The organism is Brevundimonas sp. FG128, from assembly GCF_057809775.1.
Genome location: NZ_JBMDKP010000001.1, coordinates 250,232 through 265,053, shown reverse-complemented (window position 1 = coordinate 265,053; position 14,822 = coordinate 250,232). Strand labels below are relative to the sequence as shown.

Genomic DNA, 14,822 nt, shown 5'->3' with positions numbered 1-14,822 from the left:
CCCCGGCTCTATGGTCCCCGGCGACATGGAGGATCGGATGACACAGCGGACAGTCGCAATCACGGGCGGGCATGGCGTCCTGGGCCGGGCGGTGCTGGAGGCGGCGCTGAAGGCCGGCTGGCAGGTCGCGGTCATCGATCATGCGACAGGCCATCCCGTGCCGCAGGGCGTGCTGGAGGTCGGCGGGGTCGATCTGACGGACGCGGGCCAGGCGCAAGGGGCCGTCGATGCGGTCATCGCCCGGTTCGGGCGGCTGGACGCCCTGTTGAACATCGCCGGCGGCTTCGTCTGGCAGACGACCGACGATGCGGAACCGGCCTGGGCGCGGATGCAGGCGCTGAACGTCACGACGGCCGTCAACGCCAGCCGCGCGGCGCTGGATGCGCTGAAGGCCTCGCCCGAGGGTCGGATCGTCAATGTCGGGTCGGCCGCCGCGTTGAAGGCCGGCGCCGGCATGGGTCCCTATGGTGCGGCCAAGGCCGGGGTCCACGCCCTGACCCAGGCCCTGGCGGAGGAGCTGAAGGCCACATCCGTCACCGTCAACGCCGTCCTGCCCTCCATCATCGACACGCCCGCCAACCGCAAGGACATGCCCGACGCCGATCCGGCGACCTGGGTCGCGCCGGCCGATCTGGCGGCGGTGATCCTGTTCCTCGCCTCGCCCGAGAGCCGGGCCATGACCGGCGCCCTGGTGCCCGTGACGGGCCGCGTCTGATGCGAAGCGACCGGGTCCGCAGCGTCCTTTATCTGCCGGCCTCCAATGCGCGGGCGATCGAGAAGGCGCGGACGCTGGATTGCGATGTCGCCGTGCTGGACCTGGAGGACGCGGTGGCGCCCCAGGCCAAGGCCGCCGCGCGCGCCGCCGCCGTCGAGGCGTTTCGGGGCGGCGGGTTCGGACCGCGCCTGGGCGTGCGGGTCAATGGGCTGGACACCGAGTGGGGGCTGGACGATCTGGCGGCGATGAAGGCGGCGGGGGCGTCGCTGGTGGTCGCGCCCAAGGTGGAGACGCCCGAGGCGATCCACGCCCTGTCGGCCGGCTTGCCCAAGGGCTGCGCCCTGTGGGCCATGATCGAGACGCCGCGCGCCCTGATGGCCCTGGCCGACATTGCATCCGCAGATGGGGCGCTGGACGGGCTGATGCTGGGGGTCAACGATTTGGCTAAGACGCTGGGGACCGGGGCGTCTGCGGATCGCGAGCCGTTCAAACCGTGGCTGGCCCTGCTGGTCGCCGCCGCACGGGCCAATGGCTTGCTGGCCATCGACGGGGTGTTCAATCGGATCGACGATGCTGACGGCCTGGTGGCCGAGGCATTGCAGGGACGGCTGTACGGGTTCGACGGCAAGAGCCTGATCCACCCGGCCCAGATCGCCGGGGCCAACGCCGCCTTCTCCCCGTCGGACGCCGAGATCGCCCAGGCCCGCGCGGTGGTCGCCGCCTTTGCAGAACCGGACGCCGAAGGTCAGGGCGCGATCCGCGTGGACGGGGCCATGGTCGAGCGGCTGCATCTGGACCAGGCGAAGGCGCTGCTGGCGCGGGCGCAAGGGGCCTAGCCGCCTTCACGCAACCGCCCTAAACCTCGCGTCGAAACTTAGCGGACCCGCCTTGACCCTACCTGCCGACACGCCTTCGACAATTCCGGCCTGGGTCTGCGCGCCCGGCGTCCTGAAGGTTCCGTTTCTCGACGTCTTCCTGCCTGACTACGACCTGCGTCGCTTGCCGGGGGACGATGTGCAGGCCGTGCTGGGCTGGGGGATGAAGCCGACGGCGGCGGCGGGGCGGCGGTGGGCGCAGAAGAACGGCCGGCCCTATGTGGCGCTGGAGGACGGGTTCCTGAGATCGGTCGGGATCGGCGAGGCGGGGGCGACCAGCCTGAGCCTGATCGTCGACGATCTGGGCGTCTATTACGATGCGACGCGGCCCAGCCGTCTTGAGCAGTTGATCCAGACGGCCGACGACTGGTGCGACCCGGCCATGACCGCCCGTGCGCGGGGGCTGATCGACCGGATCGTGGCGTCAGGCGTGTCCAAGACGAACATGGGCGGGCCGCTGGATCCGGGCCTGCTGAAGCCCGGTCGGCGCGTGCTGATCGTGGACCAGACGTTCGGCGACGCCTCCATCGCCTGTGGTCTGGCGACGGCGCAGAGCTTCGACCAGATGATCGCCGCCGCCCGCCGCGACGAACCGGACGCCCAGTTGATCGTCAAACGCCACCCGGCCGTGGCGGCGGGTCGCAAGCGCGGCTGCGTGACCGACCTGGCCGGGGTCACCCTGGTGGACACGGACGTGCGGCCCGCCGACCTGCTGGCGGCGGTGGATGCGGTCTATTGCGTCACCTCGGCCCTGGGGTTCGAGGCCCTGTTGCGCGGCCTGCCGGTGCGGTGTTTCGGGGCGCCCTTCTATTCCGGCTGGGGCCTGACGACCGATGCGGTTCAGACCGGCCGACGCGGCGTAGCGCGCTCCATCGAACAGGTCGCCGCCGCCGCCCTGATCGCCTACAGCCGCTATGTCGATCCCGTCACCGGTGAGCGGTGCGAGGCCGAGCAGGCGCTGGAGCGGTTGATCGCGCTGCGCGACCGGGCCGAGCGGCTGGCGGGGTCGTGGTCGGCGGTGGGGTTTGCGCCGGCCAAGCGGCCTCCGGTGCGCCGCCTCCTGAACTCGCCCAAGGCGACGATGCGATACTTCATGTCGCCGTCGCGCGCCGCCGCCCATGCGACCGAAACCAACGGCCGGCTGATCTGGTGGGCGGGCAAGGAGAGCGACGCGACGCGACAGGCGGCGGCTGCGTTTGATGGCCCCACGGTGCGGATGGAGGACGGCTTCATCCGCTCGCGCGGCCTGGGGTCGGACTTCGTCGGCGCCCTCTCGGTCGCCCTGGACGACCAGGGCGTCTATTACGACCCGTCGCGCCCATCGCGGCTGGAGACTTTGATCGAGGCGACCGAGGCCACGCCCCACCAAGTGGCGCGCGCCGCAGCGCTGGGCGCGCGCATCGTCCAGGCCGGTCTGTCGAAATACAATCTGAAGGGCCAGGCGCCAGCTGACTGGCCTGCTGATCGCGACATCCTGCTGGTCGTCGGCCAGGTCGAGAACGACAAGTCGATCCTGCTGGGCTGCGAGCCGGACCTGGCCACCAACTCGGCCCTGGTCGAGGCCGCGCGGGCGGACCATCCCGACGCCTTCCTGATCTATCGCAATCACCCCGACGTGCTGGCGGGCAACCGGCCGGGGCGGCTGGACGCCTCGGCGATGGCGTCGGTCGATGCGAGCGCGGATGGGCTGGACATCATCGACTGCCTGAACGCCTGCGCGCGGGTGGCGACCCTGACCTCGCTGACCGGGTTCGAGGCCCTGATGCGGGGCAAGGCCGTGTCGGTCTATGGGCGGCCCTTTTATGCGGGATGGGGGCTGACCGACGACCGGCTGACGTTTGCGCGCCGCACCCGCCGGGCGAGCGTGGATCATCTGATCCTGGCGGCCCTGGTCCACTATCCGATCTATGTCACGCCGTCGGGCTGGCCCTGCGAGGCGGAAGACCTCGTCCAGGCCCTGATCGCGGCGCGCGACCAGCCCACGCCCAAGGCGCCGCGCGGTCAGGTGCAGCGCTGGGCTGCGGGGATCATCGCCAGTCTCGACCGCAGGCCGCCGCCGTCCTATTGACGCGTTCTGATAGGAAACGGACTGTCCTCAAACAGACCAAGACATCCTCAAGCAGCGAGACGCCGCGCGTCGAGCGATAGGACAAGAACAAAGTGACCCACGCCGTCATCGCCGCCACCGGCCTCTTCACCCCCGAACAGTCGGTCTCCAACGCCGAACTGGTCGACAGCTACAACGCCTGGGCCGACGGCTGGAACGCCCGCCACGCCGCCCAGATCGAGGCCGGCGAACTGGAGGCCAAGGCCCACTCCTCGCCCGAGTTCATAGAGAAGGCGTCGGGCATCAAGAGCCGGTTCGTGCTGGACAAGGCCGGGATCATCGATCCCGAGCGGATGGCCCCGAACCTGGCCGAACGCTCCAACGACGAGATCTCGATCCTGGCCGAGATGGCGGTCAAGGCCGCGCGTCAGGCGATCGCGGCCTGGGGCAAGCCGGTCAGCGAGATCGGCGCCGTCCTGTGCGCCGCCTCGAACATGCAGCGCGCCTATCCCGCCATGGCGATCGAGGTGCAGCAGGCCCTGGGCATCGAGGGTTTCGCCTTCGACATGAATGTGGCGTGCAGCTCGGCGACCTTCGGGATCAAGACGGCGACGGACTTCATCGCCGGCGGCTCGGTCAAGGCGGTGCTGATGGTCAACCCCGAGGTCTGTTCTGCCCACCTGAACTTCACCGACCGCGACAGCCATTTCATCTTCGGCGACGTGGCCACGGCGGTGATCGTGGAATCGTCCGAGACGGCGGGGCCGGGCGGCTGGGACGTGCTGGGCACGCGGCTGAAGACGACCTTCTCGAACAATATCCGCAACAACTTCGGCTTCCTGAACCGCAACGCGCGCGACACCGCGCATCTGGATACCCCAGCCGCCGACGACAGCGTCCAGAACGACAAGCTGTTCATCCAGCAAGGTCGCAAGGTGTTCCGCGACGTGGTGCCGATGGTGTCGGACATGATCGTGGATCACGCCGGCGAACTGGGCCTTGATCCACATGCCCTGAAGCGGTTGTGGCTTCACCAGGCCAACATCAACATGAACACGATGATCGGCAAGAAGGTGCTGGGGCGCGAGCCCTCGGCGGGCGAGAACGTCATCATCCTGGACGACTACGCCAACACCTCCTCGGCCGGGTCGATCATCGCCTTCCACCTGCACAACGACGGGTTTGCGCCCGGCGAGACCGGTCTGATCTGCAGCTTCGGCGCCGGCTATTCCGCCGGGACGGTCTTCGTCAGGAAACGCGGCTAGGGGCGGGAAACCAAAGTTCGGGACCGGCGTTACGCCAAGTTAATCCCTTTTCCAGATGATAATCGCGTCGGCCACGCTTGAATCCGTCACAGGATTTTGCAACGCATTGGCTTGTCGAGAACAGGGGAGTTCCCAGATGGCTCAGACGACACCGAAAACGGTGCTGGAAAGCCTGGCCCAGGATATCGCCGCCGTGCTGAAGAGCATGGGCGGTTCGGCCCACCAGAATGTGGTCGTGGACTGCGTGGCGGCGCTCAAACGGCAGCGCGGCGAGGCCGTGAACCCGCCTGACCTGCGTCAGAAGATCATCGAAGCCTTCGAACAGTATCGTGACTGGTTCACCCGTCCGTTCGGCGAAGGCTCGCAACGCTGGGCCCTGGCCGGCGACTTCGCCTGACAACCGCCGCCTGAATGCGAAAGGCGCGCTCCTTGCGGAGCGCGCCTCGTTGCGTCGGTCTGAGCGTCGGGATCAGAAGCGACGGATGTAGCTTACCGAATAGGCGTCCGCCTCGGTGGCGGCGTCATCGCGATAGTCGCGGCGCGTCCAGTCCGCCCGCACGCCGTTCACCCCATCCAGATAGTAGTTGGCGCCGGCGCCGTAGTTCCAGCTGTCGCCGCCCACGTCGGTGTTGGCGCCCGGAAACTCCTGCTTCAGCTCGGTGTGGCCGTAACCGCCGCGCGCGAACAGCTCCAGCTTGTCGCCGACCGGATATTTGCCGACCACGTAACCGGCGGCGTCCCACTCGTGCTTGATCGAGCCGTCGACGCCCGCAGCGGTGAAGTCGTCGTCCTTCACACCGACCGAGGCTTCAGTCTCGACGGCGATGTAACGGTTCAGGTTTACGCCCAGACGACCGGTGACGGCGCCCGTCGTTGCATTGTCGCCTTCAAGATGAGTGTAGCCCAGCGAGCCGTAACCGCGCGGCTCGGGATTGGTTTGAGCAAAAGCCGGAGCGGCGATTGCGGAAACGGCGACGGCGGCGAGAAGAATGTTACGCATTGTTTCTTATTAACTCCTAGATGTGATGACCGAACCGATCATCAGCCCCATCCAGCGAGTGCTTAAATAGGTCAGGACTTCATCTGTTCCAGAGGCCCGGAAACACGCCGAATGCCTGTGGACGTCGGGACACATACGTCGTTCCGCCAAGATTGGCGGTTTTGTGACAAAGAAAAAGGGCGACCTCTGCAGAGGCCGCCCTTTTCTCGTTCCTGCTGTGCAGAAGGCTTAGCGGTCCTTTTCGCGCTCCACGTTCAGTGCCGCCTGCGCCGCCGCCAGACGCGCGATCGGCACGCGGTAGGGCGAGCAGGAGACGTAGTCCAAACCGGCCTTCTCGCAGAAGGCGATGGACGACGGATCGCCGCCGTGTTCGCCGCAGATGCCCAGCTTGACCTCGGGCCGCACCGCGCGACCCCGCTCGGCGGCGATCTCGATCAGGCCGCCGACGCCGTCCTGGTCCAGACGCACGAACGGGTCGGTCTCGAAGATGCCCTTGTCCAGATAGGCCTGCAGGAACCGGCCCGAGTCATCGCGGCTGATGCCGAAGGTCGTCTGGGTCAGGTCGTTGGTGCCGAAGCTGAAGAACTGGGCGTATTCGGCCAGGTCCCCCGCGCGGATGGCGGCGCGCGGCAGTTCGATCATGGTGCCGACCAGATAGTCGATGCTCTCGCCCGTCTCCTCGAACACAGCCTTGGCGGTGCGGTCGGTCAGTTCGCGCAAGAACTTCATCTCCAGACCCAGGGCGACCAGCGGGTGCATGATCTCCGGCAGCGGGGCCTGGCCCGACGTCTTCTGCACCTCCAGCGCCGCCTCGATGATAGCGCGGACCTGCATCTCGTAGATCTCGGGATAGGCGACGCCCAGGCGACAGCCGCGATGGCCCAGCATGGGGTTGGTCTCGTGCAGTTCCTTGGCGCGCCGTTTCAGCTTGTCGGCGTCGATGCCTGACGAGGCGGCCAGGGCGTCGATGTCTTCCTCGGTGTGCGGGATGAACTCGTGCAGCGGCGGGTCCAGCAGGCGCACCGTCACCGGCAGACCGGCCATGATCTCGAACAGCTCGACGAAGTCCGACTTCTGGAACGGCGCGATCTTGGCCAGGGCGGTGCGGCGGCCGGCCTCGTCGTCGGCCAGGATCATCTCGCGCACGGCGGCGATCCGGGTGTCGTCGAAGAACATGTGCTCGGTGCGGCACAGGCCGATGCCCTCGGCGCCGAAGCCGCGCGCGGTCTTGGCGTCCAGCGGGGTCTCGGCGTTGGCGCGGACCTTCAGGCGGCGGACCTTGTCGGCCCAGGCCATCAGGGTCTGGAAGTCGCCGGTCAGCTCGGGCTCGATCATCGGCACGGCGCCGTCCAGCACCTCGCCCTTCGACCCATCGATGGTGATGATCTCGCCGGTCTTGAAGGTGCGGCCGCGCGCGGTGAACGTGCCCTTGGCCTCGTCGATATGGATTTCACCGGCGCCGGAGACGCAGGCGCGCCCCATGCCGCGCGCCACGACGGCGGCATGGCTGGTCATGCCGCCCCGCGCCGTGACGATGCCGCGCGCCGCGTGCATGCCGTGAATGTCCTCAGGACTGGTCTCCTCGCGCACCAGGATGACCGCCTCGCCCAAGCCGGACATGCGTTCGGCCTCGTCGGCGTCGAAGACGATTTTGCCGGTCGCCGCGCCGGGCGAAGCCGGCAGGCCGGCGGCGACCACAGTGCGGGCCGCATCGGGGTCCAGCGTCGGGTGCAGCAGCTGGTCCAGAGCCGACGGCTCGACCCGGCTGATCGCCTCTTCCTGGGTGATGACGCCCTCGGCGGCTAGATCCACGGCGATCTTCAGCGCCGACTTGGCCGTGCGCTTGCCGTTGCGGGTCTGCAGCATCCAGAGCCGGCCCTGTTCGACCGTGAACTCGATGTCCTGCATGTCGCGGTAATGGCTCTCCAGCGTGTTCACCACCTCGACGAACTGGCCGAACACCTCGGGCATGGCCTCTTCCATCGAGGGGGCGGTCTCGCCCATCTCCTCGCGGCCGATCCTGGTCAGGCTTTGCGGCGTGCGGATGCCCGCGACCACGTCCTCGCCCTGGGCGTTGATCAGGAACTCGCCGTACAGGCGCGCCTCTCCGGTCGAGGGGTTGCGGGTGAAGGCCACGCCGGTCGCCGAGGTCTCGCCCATATTGCCGAACACCATCGACTGGACGCTGACGGCCGTGCCCCAGCTCTCGGGGATGTCGTGCATGCGGCGATAGAATTTGGCCCGGTCGTTCATCCAGCTGGCGAAGACGGCGCCCACGGCGCCCCACAGCTGGTCATTGGGATCCTGCGGGAAGGGATGGCCCAGCTCGCGCTCGACCACGACCTTGTAGTCGGCGACCACCTTCTGCCAGTCCTCGGCCTTCAGATCGGTGTCGACGGTGACGCCCAGCCGGTCCTTGTGCTGGTCCAGCACCTCTTCGAAATCATCGTGGCTGAGGCCCAGCACGACGTTCGAATACATGGTGATGAAGCGGCGATAGCTGTCGAACGCGAAGCGGCGGTCGCCCGACAGTTTGGCCAGACCCTCGACCGTCTCGTCGTTCAGACCCAGGTTCAGGACGGTGTCCATCATGCCCGGCATCGAGGCCCGCGCGCCCGAGCGCACCGAGACCAGCAACGGGTTGTTCACGTCGCCGAACGTCTTGCCGACGATGCCCTCGACCTGATCAAGGGCGGCCTTCACCTGGGCTTCCAGGTCGGCGGGATAGGTCTCGCCGTTGGCGTAATAGTGGGTGCAGACCTCGGTGGTGACGGTGAAGCCCGGAGGGACCGGCAGACCCAGCGAAGACATTTCCGCGAGGTTCGCGCCCTTTCCCCCGAGAAGGTTCTTCATCGACGCGTCGCCGTCGGCGGAGCCTCCGCCGAAGCCGTACACCCACTTGGTCATATTGCAGTCCCTGAGCTTTTCGGATCGTCCGGCGGGTTGCCCCCGCTCGCACATGCAGCACGATCTAGCGCGGAGGAACCGGCTTGGCCATGGCGGATGTAACAATGCGTGAGCGGGTAACCGGTTTCCTGGCCCAGGTTTTCAGCACTCCTTCTCCCAGTGGGAGAAGGTGGCCCGAAGGGCCGGATGAGGGTCGGCCGGTGGGCCAACTCGCACCACCCGCCCCTCACCCTTTCGCGCAAGAACGCCGGCTTCGCCGTCGTGCGCTCAAGCCCTCTCCCAATGGGAGAGGGAGGCGGGGATGCGGCCCCTACCCCGCGATCTGACCGAAGTCCGCGACCTGGCCCATCACGTCGCGCACCTGGCCCAGCAGCTTCAGGCGGTTGTCGCGTTCGGCGGGGACGTCGGAGTTGACCAGCACGTCCTCGAAGAACCGGTCCACCGGGGCGCGCAAGGCGGCCAGGGCCGTCATGGCGGCGGCGAAGTCCTCGGTCTCCAGCGCGGCCTCGACGGCGGTGCGGGCGGCGCCGACGGCGAAGGCCAGGACGGTCTCGGGCTCGGGCTGGTTCGGCAGGCCGGTCTGGACCATGCCGGTCGGCAGCGGCCCCTTCTTCTCCTCGGCGCGCAGGATGTTGGACGCGCGCTTGTAGCCGGCCAGCAGATTGGCCCCGTCGTCCGTGGCGAGGAAGGCGGCCAGCGCTTCCACGCGGCGGACGATGCGGACGAGGTCGTCGTCGCCCAGGGCGAAGACGGCGGCGACGAGGTCGTGGCGCTGGCCCTGGTCGCGGAGCAGGACCGTCAGGCGGTCGGCGAGGAAAGGCACCAAACCATATTCGTCATCGCCTTCCCAGACGGTTTCAGGATCATTGAGAAGATCTGAAGACCTCGCCATGGCAGCATCCGACCGCCCGAGCTCAACTCGCAATCTGTCAATTTTGGTAGTCGCGAGTTCAGTGGCGGTTGTCTGAACGTGGGTTGCTGCCAGCGTCTTGCCGATCGCACTATGAATGCGAAGCTGTTGGCGCTGAATGATAACACGCAGCTTCGGTCGAACCCCATTTTCTAGCACCAGCCGGATCACGCCCAGCGCGGCACGGCGCAGAGCATACGGATCCTTCGACCCCGTGGGCTTTTCGTCGATGGCGAAGAAGCCGACCAAGGTGTCCAGCTTGTCGGCCAGGGCGACGGCGACCGTGACCGGCGCGGTCGGGACCGTGTCGGCGGGGCCTTGCGGCTTGTAGTGGTCGCGGACGGCGTCGGCGATGCGGTCCCTTCTCCCCTCGGGGGAGAAGGTGGGCGGCGAAGCCGCTCGGATGAGGGGGCTGCCGGACGCGGACTCGGCGGTCGAGGGCGAAGAGGCGGACACAGCCCCCTCATCCGTCTCGCTCCGCGAGCCACCTTCTCCCCCGAGGGGAGAAGGAGAAATCCGGGCGTAATAGCCGCCCATGATCCCCTGCAGTTCAGGGAATTCGCTGACCATGCCCGACAGCAGGTCGGCCTTGGACAGGCGAGCGGCCTCGAACGCCTCTTCAGGATCAGCGCCCACCAGCGGAGCGATCTCGCGGGCAAGCGCCGCGATGCGCTCGACGCGTTCGGCCAGCGTCCCCAGTTTGGCGTGGAAGGTGACGCCGGACAGTTTGGCGTTCCAGGCGTCGAAGCCGACCTTCTGGTCCTCGTCCCAGAAGAAGCGGGCGTCGTTCAGGCGGGCGCTCAGCACGCGGCTGTTGCCGGCGGCCAGGGCCTTGCCGCCGTCGGTGGCCTCGACATTGGCGACGACCAGGAAGTTCGGGGCCAGGCCGTCTTTTGACGGATCGCGGACGGCGAAATACTTCTGATGCACCTTCATCGACAGGCGCACGACCTCGGGCGGCAGGGCCAGGAACTGCGGGTCCATGTCGCCCAGGATCGGGGTCGGCCATTCGGCGAGCCCCGCCACCTCGTCCAGCAGGCCGTCGTCATCGACCAAGGCGAGACCCCGCGCGGCGCAGGCGGCCTTGGCCTGTTCCAGGATGCGCAGCTTGCGGTCGGCTGCGTCGATCAGGACGAAATTGCTTTCCAGCTGGGTGCGATAGTCGACGAAATCGCTGACCTTGAGCGGCTGGCCCGAGCCGAGGAAGCGGTGCCCCTCGGTGATCGCGTCGGATTGAATCCCGTCGATCTCGAACGGCACGACCTTGCCGTCAAAAATGCACAGGATGCGCTTGATCGGCCGCACCCAGCGCAGGGTGCCAGAGCCCCAGCGCATCGACTTGGGCCAGGGGAAGGTGCGGATGACCTGGTCCACCGTCTCGGCGACCAGATCGGTCGTGGCGCGGCCTTTGGACGACAGGACGGCGAACAGGACGCAGTCACGCTCGGTCAGTTGGTCGCGGGTCAGGCCGGTCTTGCGCAGGAAGCCTTCCAGCGCCTGTTCGGGGGCGGAGGCGCGGGGACCCTTGACCTCTTCCTCACGGTCGGGCGTGGCGTCGGGCAGGCCGTCGATGACCAGGGTCAGGCGGCGCGGACCGGCGTAGGTGGTCAGGGCGTCCCAGGTCAGGCCGGCGGCCTTCAGCCGGTCGGAGACCATGCGGTCGAGGTCGCGCGCGGCGCCCTGCTGCATGCGGGCGGGGATTTCTTCGGAGAAGATTTCGAGAAGAAGTTGGGGCATCAGTCGGCGGACTCTTCGGTCGTGGCGGCAGACCGCATCAAGGTGAGGGCGACGTCGCGCAGGGCCAGCGACGCGTCGGCCGCACCCGGCTCTGCGCTGAAGGCGATGTTCAGCAGGAAGGGGCGCGGGGCCAAAAAGGCGGTCTGCAGGATGGCGAACCATTCGTCGCTGACCACGACCACGCCGCGCCAGCCGCCGGGCTGCGAAGTCAGATTACCGCTCAGATCACCGGCGGGGCGGACGATGCGAACCTCGGCCCACGACTCCTGGCCTTCGATTTCCACGCGGCCGCTGGAGAACAGCGAGATCGCCTCGCCGGGGTGCTGCTCCAGATTGATGTCGGCCAGATCGAAGGAGAGAATTCCGGAAACAGTGCTCACGACGCGGCCTTTTCATTTTCGACATAGGCCAGGGCGCAGGCTTTGCAGAGGTCGCGGATGCGGCCGATGTAGCTCTGGCGTTCGGCGACGGCGATGGCGCCGCGGGCGTCCATCAGGTTGAACAGGTGGCTGGCCTTCAGGACCTGGTCATAGGCGGGCAGGACCAGGGGCTGGTTTTGCGGGCCGCGCATGTCCAGCAGGCGCTGAACTTCAGACACCATGTCCTCGAACCGGCGCTTCAGCCCGTCCACGTCATAGCCGTGGAAGTTGGCCTCGGACTGCTGGCGCTCATTCTCCAGGAAGACCTCGCCGTAAGTCAGGCCCTCCTTGGTGAACTTGAGATCGTAAACATTGTCCACACCCTGAACATACATGGCCAGACGCTCCAGCCCGTAGGTCAGCTCGCCCGAGACCACATCGACCTCGATGCCGCCCACGCCCTGGAAATAGGTGAACTGCGTCACCTCCATCCCGTCGCACCAGACCTCCCAGCCCAGGCCCCAGGCCCCCACGGTCGGGTTCTCCCAGTCGTCCTCGACGAAGCGGATATCGTGCAGCTTCGGATCGATCCCGATGGCGGCCAGCGAACCCAGATACAGCTCCTGAAGGTTGTCCGGGTTCGGCTTCAGAATGACCTGGTATTGGTAATAGTGTTGGAGGCGGTTCGGGTTTTCGCCATAGCGGCCGTCGCCGGGGCGGCGGCTGGGCTGGACATAGGCGGCCTTCCACGGCCGGGGCCCGAGCGCGCGCAGCACCGTGGCGGGGTGCAGGGTCCCTGCCCCGACCTCGATGTCATACGGCTGGAGAATGGCGCAGCCCTGCTCGCCCCAGTAGCGGTGGAGCGTCAGGATCAGGTCCTGGAACGCGAGCGGCTCGGTCGAGGTGGTCAAATCGGGCTCGTGGGGAGGGCTGCAAAAAAGACGGCGGACCATAGGGCCCGCCGCCTTCTGCTTCAACACGCTCATGGCGCGTGGGTCGAGCCTTATTGCGGCGTCGTATCGCCTTCCGTCGCGCCGTCGACGGCGTCGGGCGTGGAAACCGGCGGCGTGGCCGCAGTATCATCGACCTGGCCGTCCGTCGTGTTCGGCACCGGCGGCGAGGCCGTGGTGGTGGTCGCAGCGGCCGGCTCGCCGCTGGGGGCGGTGTCGCCCGGCATGGCCGGCGCGGTGGTTTCCGTCGCTTCAGCCGGCGTGGCTTCGTCGGCGGGCGCCGCCTCAGCCGGGGCCGCAGCCTCCTCATCGCCCATGGCGGCCATGGAGTTGGCCGGGTTCAGGACTTGGTCGATCGGATAGACGGCGCCGTTCGAGGCGTCCAGCTCGGCGCTGACCACGGTGGCGGCGTCAGCCTTGATGGCCGAGCCGGTGCCGTCCAGCAGGATCTGGCTCTCGGCGGCGGTCGGCACGCCGCCCTTCTTGCCCTCGATCTGGTCGGGCGACACGTCGGCGACGATGACGTGATACAGCAGCAGCTGACGCAGCTCGGCTGCGTTGGCCGGATCCATCAGACGGGTGCGCTCGGCCTCGGGCACGGCGGCGAAGGCGGCGTCGGTCGGGGCGAAGATCGAAATGGCCGGGCGCGAGGCCAGGGTCTCGGTCAACTGGGCCGCATCCAGCGCGGCCAGCAGGGTGGTGAACTGACCGCTGGACTTCAGCACATCGACGACGGACTCACCGGCGGCGGGCGTGGCGGCCTGGGCGGTGGTCGTCGCCGGGGCCGGCGCGGTCTGCGGCGTCATGGGCGCAGCGGCCGCAGGCGAGGCCGGCATGGACGGATCGGTTTGCGGAACCGGGGCCGGCGTCTGGGCGGCCGGGTTAGGCGTGGTCGGAGGCGTCATCTCCTGGGCGAAGGCGGGCGCGGCCATCAGGGCGACCACGGCGGTGGCGGCAAGCAAATTTGCACGAAGCATGGCTGTATCCTTTTTCCTGTTTGAGGATCGCATCCTGGGGAGGAACGACCCGTTCCAGTCATCGGAACTGCCGACTCAAATCGGATACCAGCGATCCGGTTCCGAGATTTTGAAACAAACTGTAACTTTTGTGATGAACACGGCGAAACCTAGGCGGCATGGGCGTTCTGGAGCCATGACCGCCGATATTCGGTCACAAACCTTGCGGGTTTACTGTGCAGCCAGATGGGTTGCTGTCACCCAGGCCGTCGGATGTGCGGCGGCCAGGGCCGCCGCCGCCGCATTCGCCGCCGCCGGCGTCGGATACAGGCCGAACACCGTGGCGCCGGAACCCGACATCCGGGTCATCGCGACCTCTTTCGTCGCCGCCACGGCGGCCAGGGCCTCTGCGATGACGGGCGTCAGGGCCACGGCCGGGGGCTGAAGGTCGTTTCTTTGCGCGCCCAGCCAGTCGATCACGCCCGCGACCGACCAGTGGGCGGGCGGCGCCGGCCTGTCGGCGGCGTGAACCGATCCGGCGTCATAGGCGCGATAGACGGCCCCCGTCGGGGACGGGACGCCGGGGTTGAACAGCACGGCCGGCAACGGCGGCAGGCGGGGTTCGTCGGTCAGCCCCTCTCCCCGCCCCTCGGCCCAGGCTGAGCGGGCGCGCACGCACATGGGACCGTCGGCGCCGATCACCCCCGCGACTATCTCCAGCCCCGCATCGTCGATGTCGAGCGACAGCGCCTGCTGGGCCAGTTTCAGCGCCGTCCCCGCGTCCGACGATCCGCCGCCCAGCCCCGCCGCGATCGGCAACCGCTTGTCCAGCAGGACCTTGAGCCGGGGCTCGCCAGCGCCCGTCGCGTCTCCCAGCCGCCGGAGGGCGCGCAGGATCAGATTGTCCGGCTCCCCGGCCAGCCCCGCCCCGAACGGCCCGGTGACGCTCAACGACAGACGGTCGGCCGGCTCGACCGACACCCGGTCGCCCACATCGGCGAAGGCGACCAGGCTGGCCAGCGGGTGATAGCCGTCGGCGTCCACCGCTCCGACGTGCAGGAACAGATTGATCTTGGCCGGGGCCAATGCCGTCCGAAGCAT

The 14,822-nt window shown here is 67.9% G+C and carries 12 protein-coding genes; 5 read left to right on the top strand and 7 right to left on the bottom strand.

Annotation, left to right across the window (positions count from 1 at the left end):
• Positions 1 to 37: 37 nt before the first annotated feature.
• The 5 genes from ACODSC_RS01360 (at position 38) to ACODSC_RS01340 (ending at position 5,299) form a co-directional block, all read left to right on the top strand.
• A complete protein-coding gene (locus ACODSC_RS01360; RefSeq protein WP_488811100.1) occupies positions 38 to 715 on the top strand; it encodes an SDR family NAD(P)-dependent oxidoreductase in 678 nt (225 codons plus the stop codon).
• Entirely contained in the window at positions 715 to 1,551 is an 837-nt protein-coding gene (locus tag ACODSC_RS01355; RefSeq protein ID WP_488811098.1) for an HpcH/HpaI aldolase/citrate lyase family protein, read from the top strand. Before ACODSC_RS01360 ends, ACODSC_RS01355 begins: the two co-directional genes overlap by 1 nt.
• Positions 1,552 to 1,603: 52 nt before the next feature.
• Entirely contained in the window at positions 1,604 to 3,658 is a 2,055-nt protein-coding gene (locus ACODSC_RS01350) for a capsule polysaccharide biogenesis protein (protein WP_488811096.1), read from the top strand.
• A 92-nt stretch (positions 3,659 to 3,750) separates the two neighbouring features.
• Positions 3,751 to 4,902, top strand: a complete 1,152-nt coding sequence (locus ACODSC_RS01345) for a beta-ketoacyl-ACP synthase III (RefSeq protein WP_488811094.1) — start codon at positions 3,751 to 3,753, stop codon at positions 4,900 to 4,902.
• Positions 4,903 to 5,038: 136 nt separating this feature from the next.
• On the top strand, positions 5,039 to 5,299 hold the full coding sequence (locus tag ACODSC_RS01340; protein WP_488811092.1) for a hypothetical protein: 261 nt from the start codon (positions 5,039 to 5,041) through the stop codon (positions 5,297 to 5,299).
• Between the two features lie 72 nt (positions 5,300 to 5,371).
• Here ACODSC_RS01340 and ACODSC_RS01335 read toward each other — a convergent pair whose 3' ends face one another.
• From ACODSC_RS01335 to ACODSC_RS01305, 7 genes are all read right to left on the bottom strand, one after another.
• Positions 5,372 to 5,902: a porin family protein gene (locus ACODSC_RS01335; RefSeq protein WP_488811090.1), complete on the bottom strand. Its 531-nt coding sequence runs from the start codon at positions 5,900 to 5,902 to the stop codon at positions 5,372 to 5,374.
• A 228-nt stretch (positions 5,903 to 6,130) separates the two neighbouring features.
• Positions 6,131 to 8,809, bottom strand: coding sequence for a pyruvate, phosphate dikinase (gene ppdK / locus ACODSC_RS01330; RefSeq protein WP_488811088.1), 2,679 nt, complete (start codon positions 8,807 to 8,809; stop codon positions 6,131 to 6,133).
• 310 nt (positions 8,810 to 9,119) lie between these two features.
• Entirely contained in the window at positions 9,120 to 11,456 is a 2,337-nt protein-coding gene (gene glyS / locus ACODSC_RS01325) for a glycine--tRNA ligase subunit beta (RefSeq protein ID WP_488811087.1), read from the bottom strand.
• Positions 11,456 to 11,836, bottom strand: coding sequence for a hypothetical protein (locus tag ACODSC_RS01320; protein ID WP_488811085.1), 381 nt, complete (start codon positions 11,834 to 11,836; stop codon positions 11,456 to 11,458). Before ACODSC_RS01320 ends, glyS begins: the two co-directional genes overlap by 1 nt.
• A complete protein-coding gene (locus ACODSC_RS01315; protein WP_488811083.1) occupies positions 11,833 to 12,726 on the bottom strand; it encodes a glycine--tRNA ligase subunit alpha in 894 nt (297 codons plus the stop codon). Before ACODSC_RS01315 ends, ACODSC_RS01320 begins: the two co-directional genes overlap by 4 nt.
• Positions 12,727 to 12,818: 92 nt before the next feature.
• Positions 12,819 to 13,742: a fasciclin domain-containing protein gene (locus tag ACODSC_RS01310; RefSeq protein ID WP_488811081.1), complete on the bottom strand. Its 924-nt coding sequence runs from the start codon at positions 13,740 to 13,742 to the stop codon at positions 12,819 to 12,821.
• A gap of 210 nt (positions 13,743 to 13,952) precedes the next feature.
• Entirely contained in the window at positions 13,953 to 14,822 is an 870-nt protein-coding gene (locus tag ACODSC_RS01305) for a 4-(cytidine 5'-diphospho)-2-C-methyl-D-erythritol kinase (RefSeq protein WP_488811079.1), read from the bottom strand.

Bases quoted from the DNA above. Each gene is read 5' to 3' on its own strand.
- ACODSC_RS01360 (WP_488811100.1), top strand. From the start codon at position 38: ATGACACAGCGGACAGTCGCAATCACGGGCGGGCATGGCGTCCTGGGC.
- ACODSC_RS01355 (WP_488811098.1), top strand. From the start codon at position 715: ATGCGAAGCGACCGGGTCCGCAGCGTCCTTTATCTGCCGGCCTCCAAT.
- ACODSC_RS01340 (WP_488811092.1), top strand. From the start codon at position 5,039: ATGGCTCAGACGACACCGAAAACGGTGCTGGAAAGCCTGGCCCAGGAT.
- ACODSC_RS01335 (WP_488811090.1), bottom strand. From the start codon at position 5,902: ATGCGTAACATTCTTCTCGCCGCCGTCGCCGTTTCCGCAATCGCCGCT.
- ppdK (WP_488811088.1), bottom strand. From the start codon at position 8,809: ATGACCAAGTGGGTGTACGGCTTCGGCGGAGGCTCCGCCGACGGCGAC.
- glyS (WP_488811087.1), bottom strand. From the start codon at position 11,456: ATGCCCCAACTTCTTCTCGAAATCTTCTCCGAAGAAATCCCCGCCCGC.
- ACODSC_RS01310 (WP_488811081.1), bottom strand. From the start codon at position 13,742: ATGCTTCGTGCAAATTTGCTTGCCGCCACCGCCGTGGTCGCCCTGATG.
- ACODSC_RS01305 (WP_488811079.1), bottom strand. From the start codon at position 14,822: ATGCTTCGGACGGCATTGGCCCCGGCCAAGATCAATCTGTTCCTGCAC.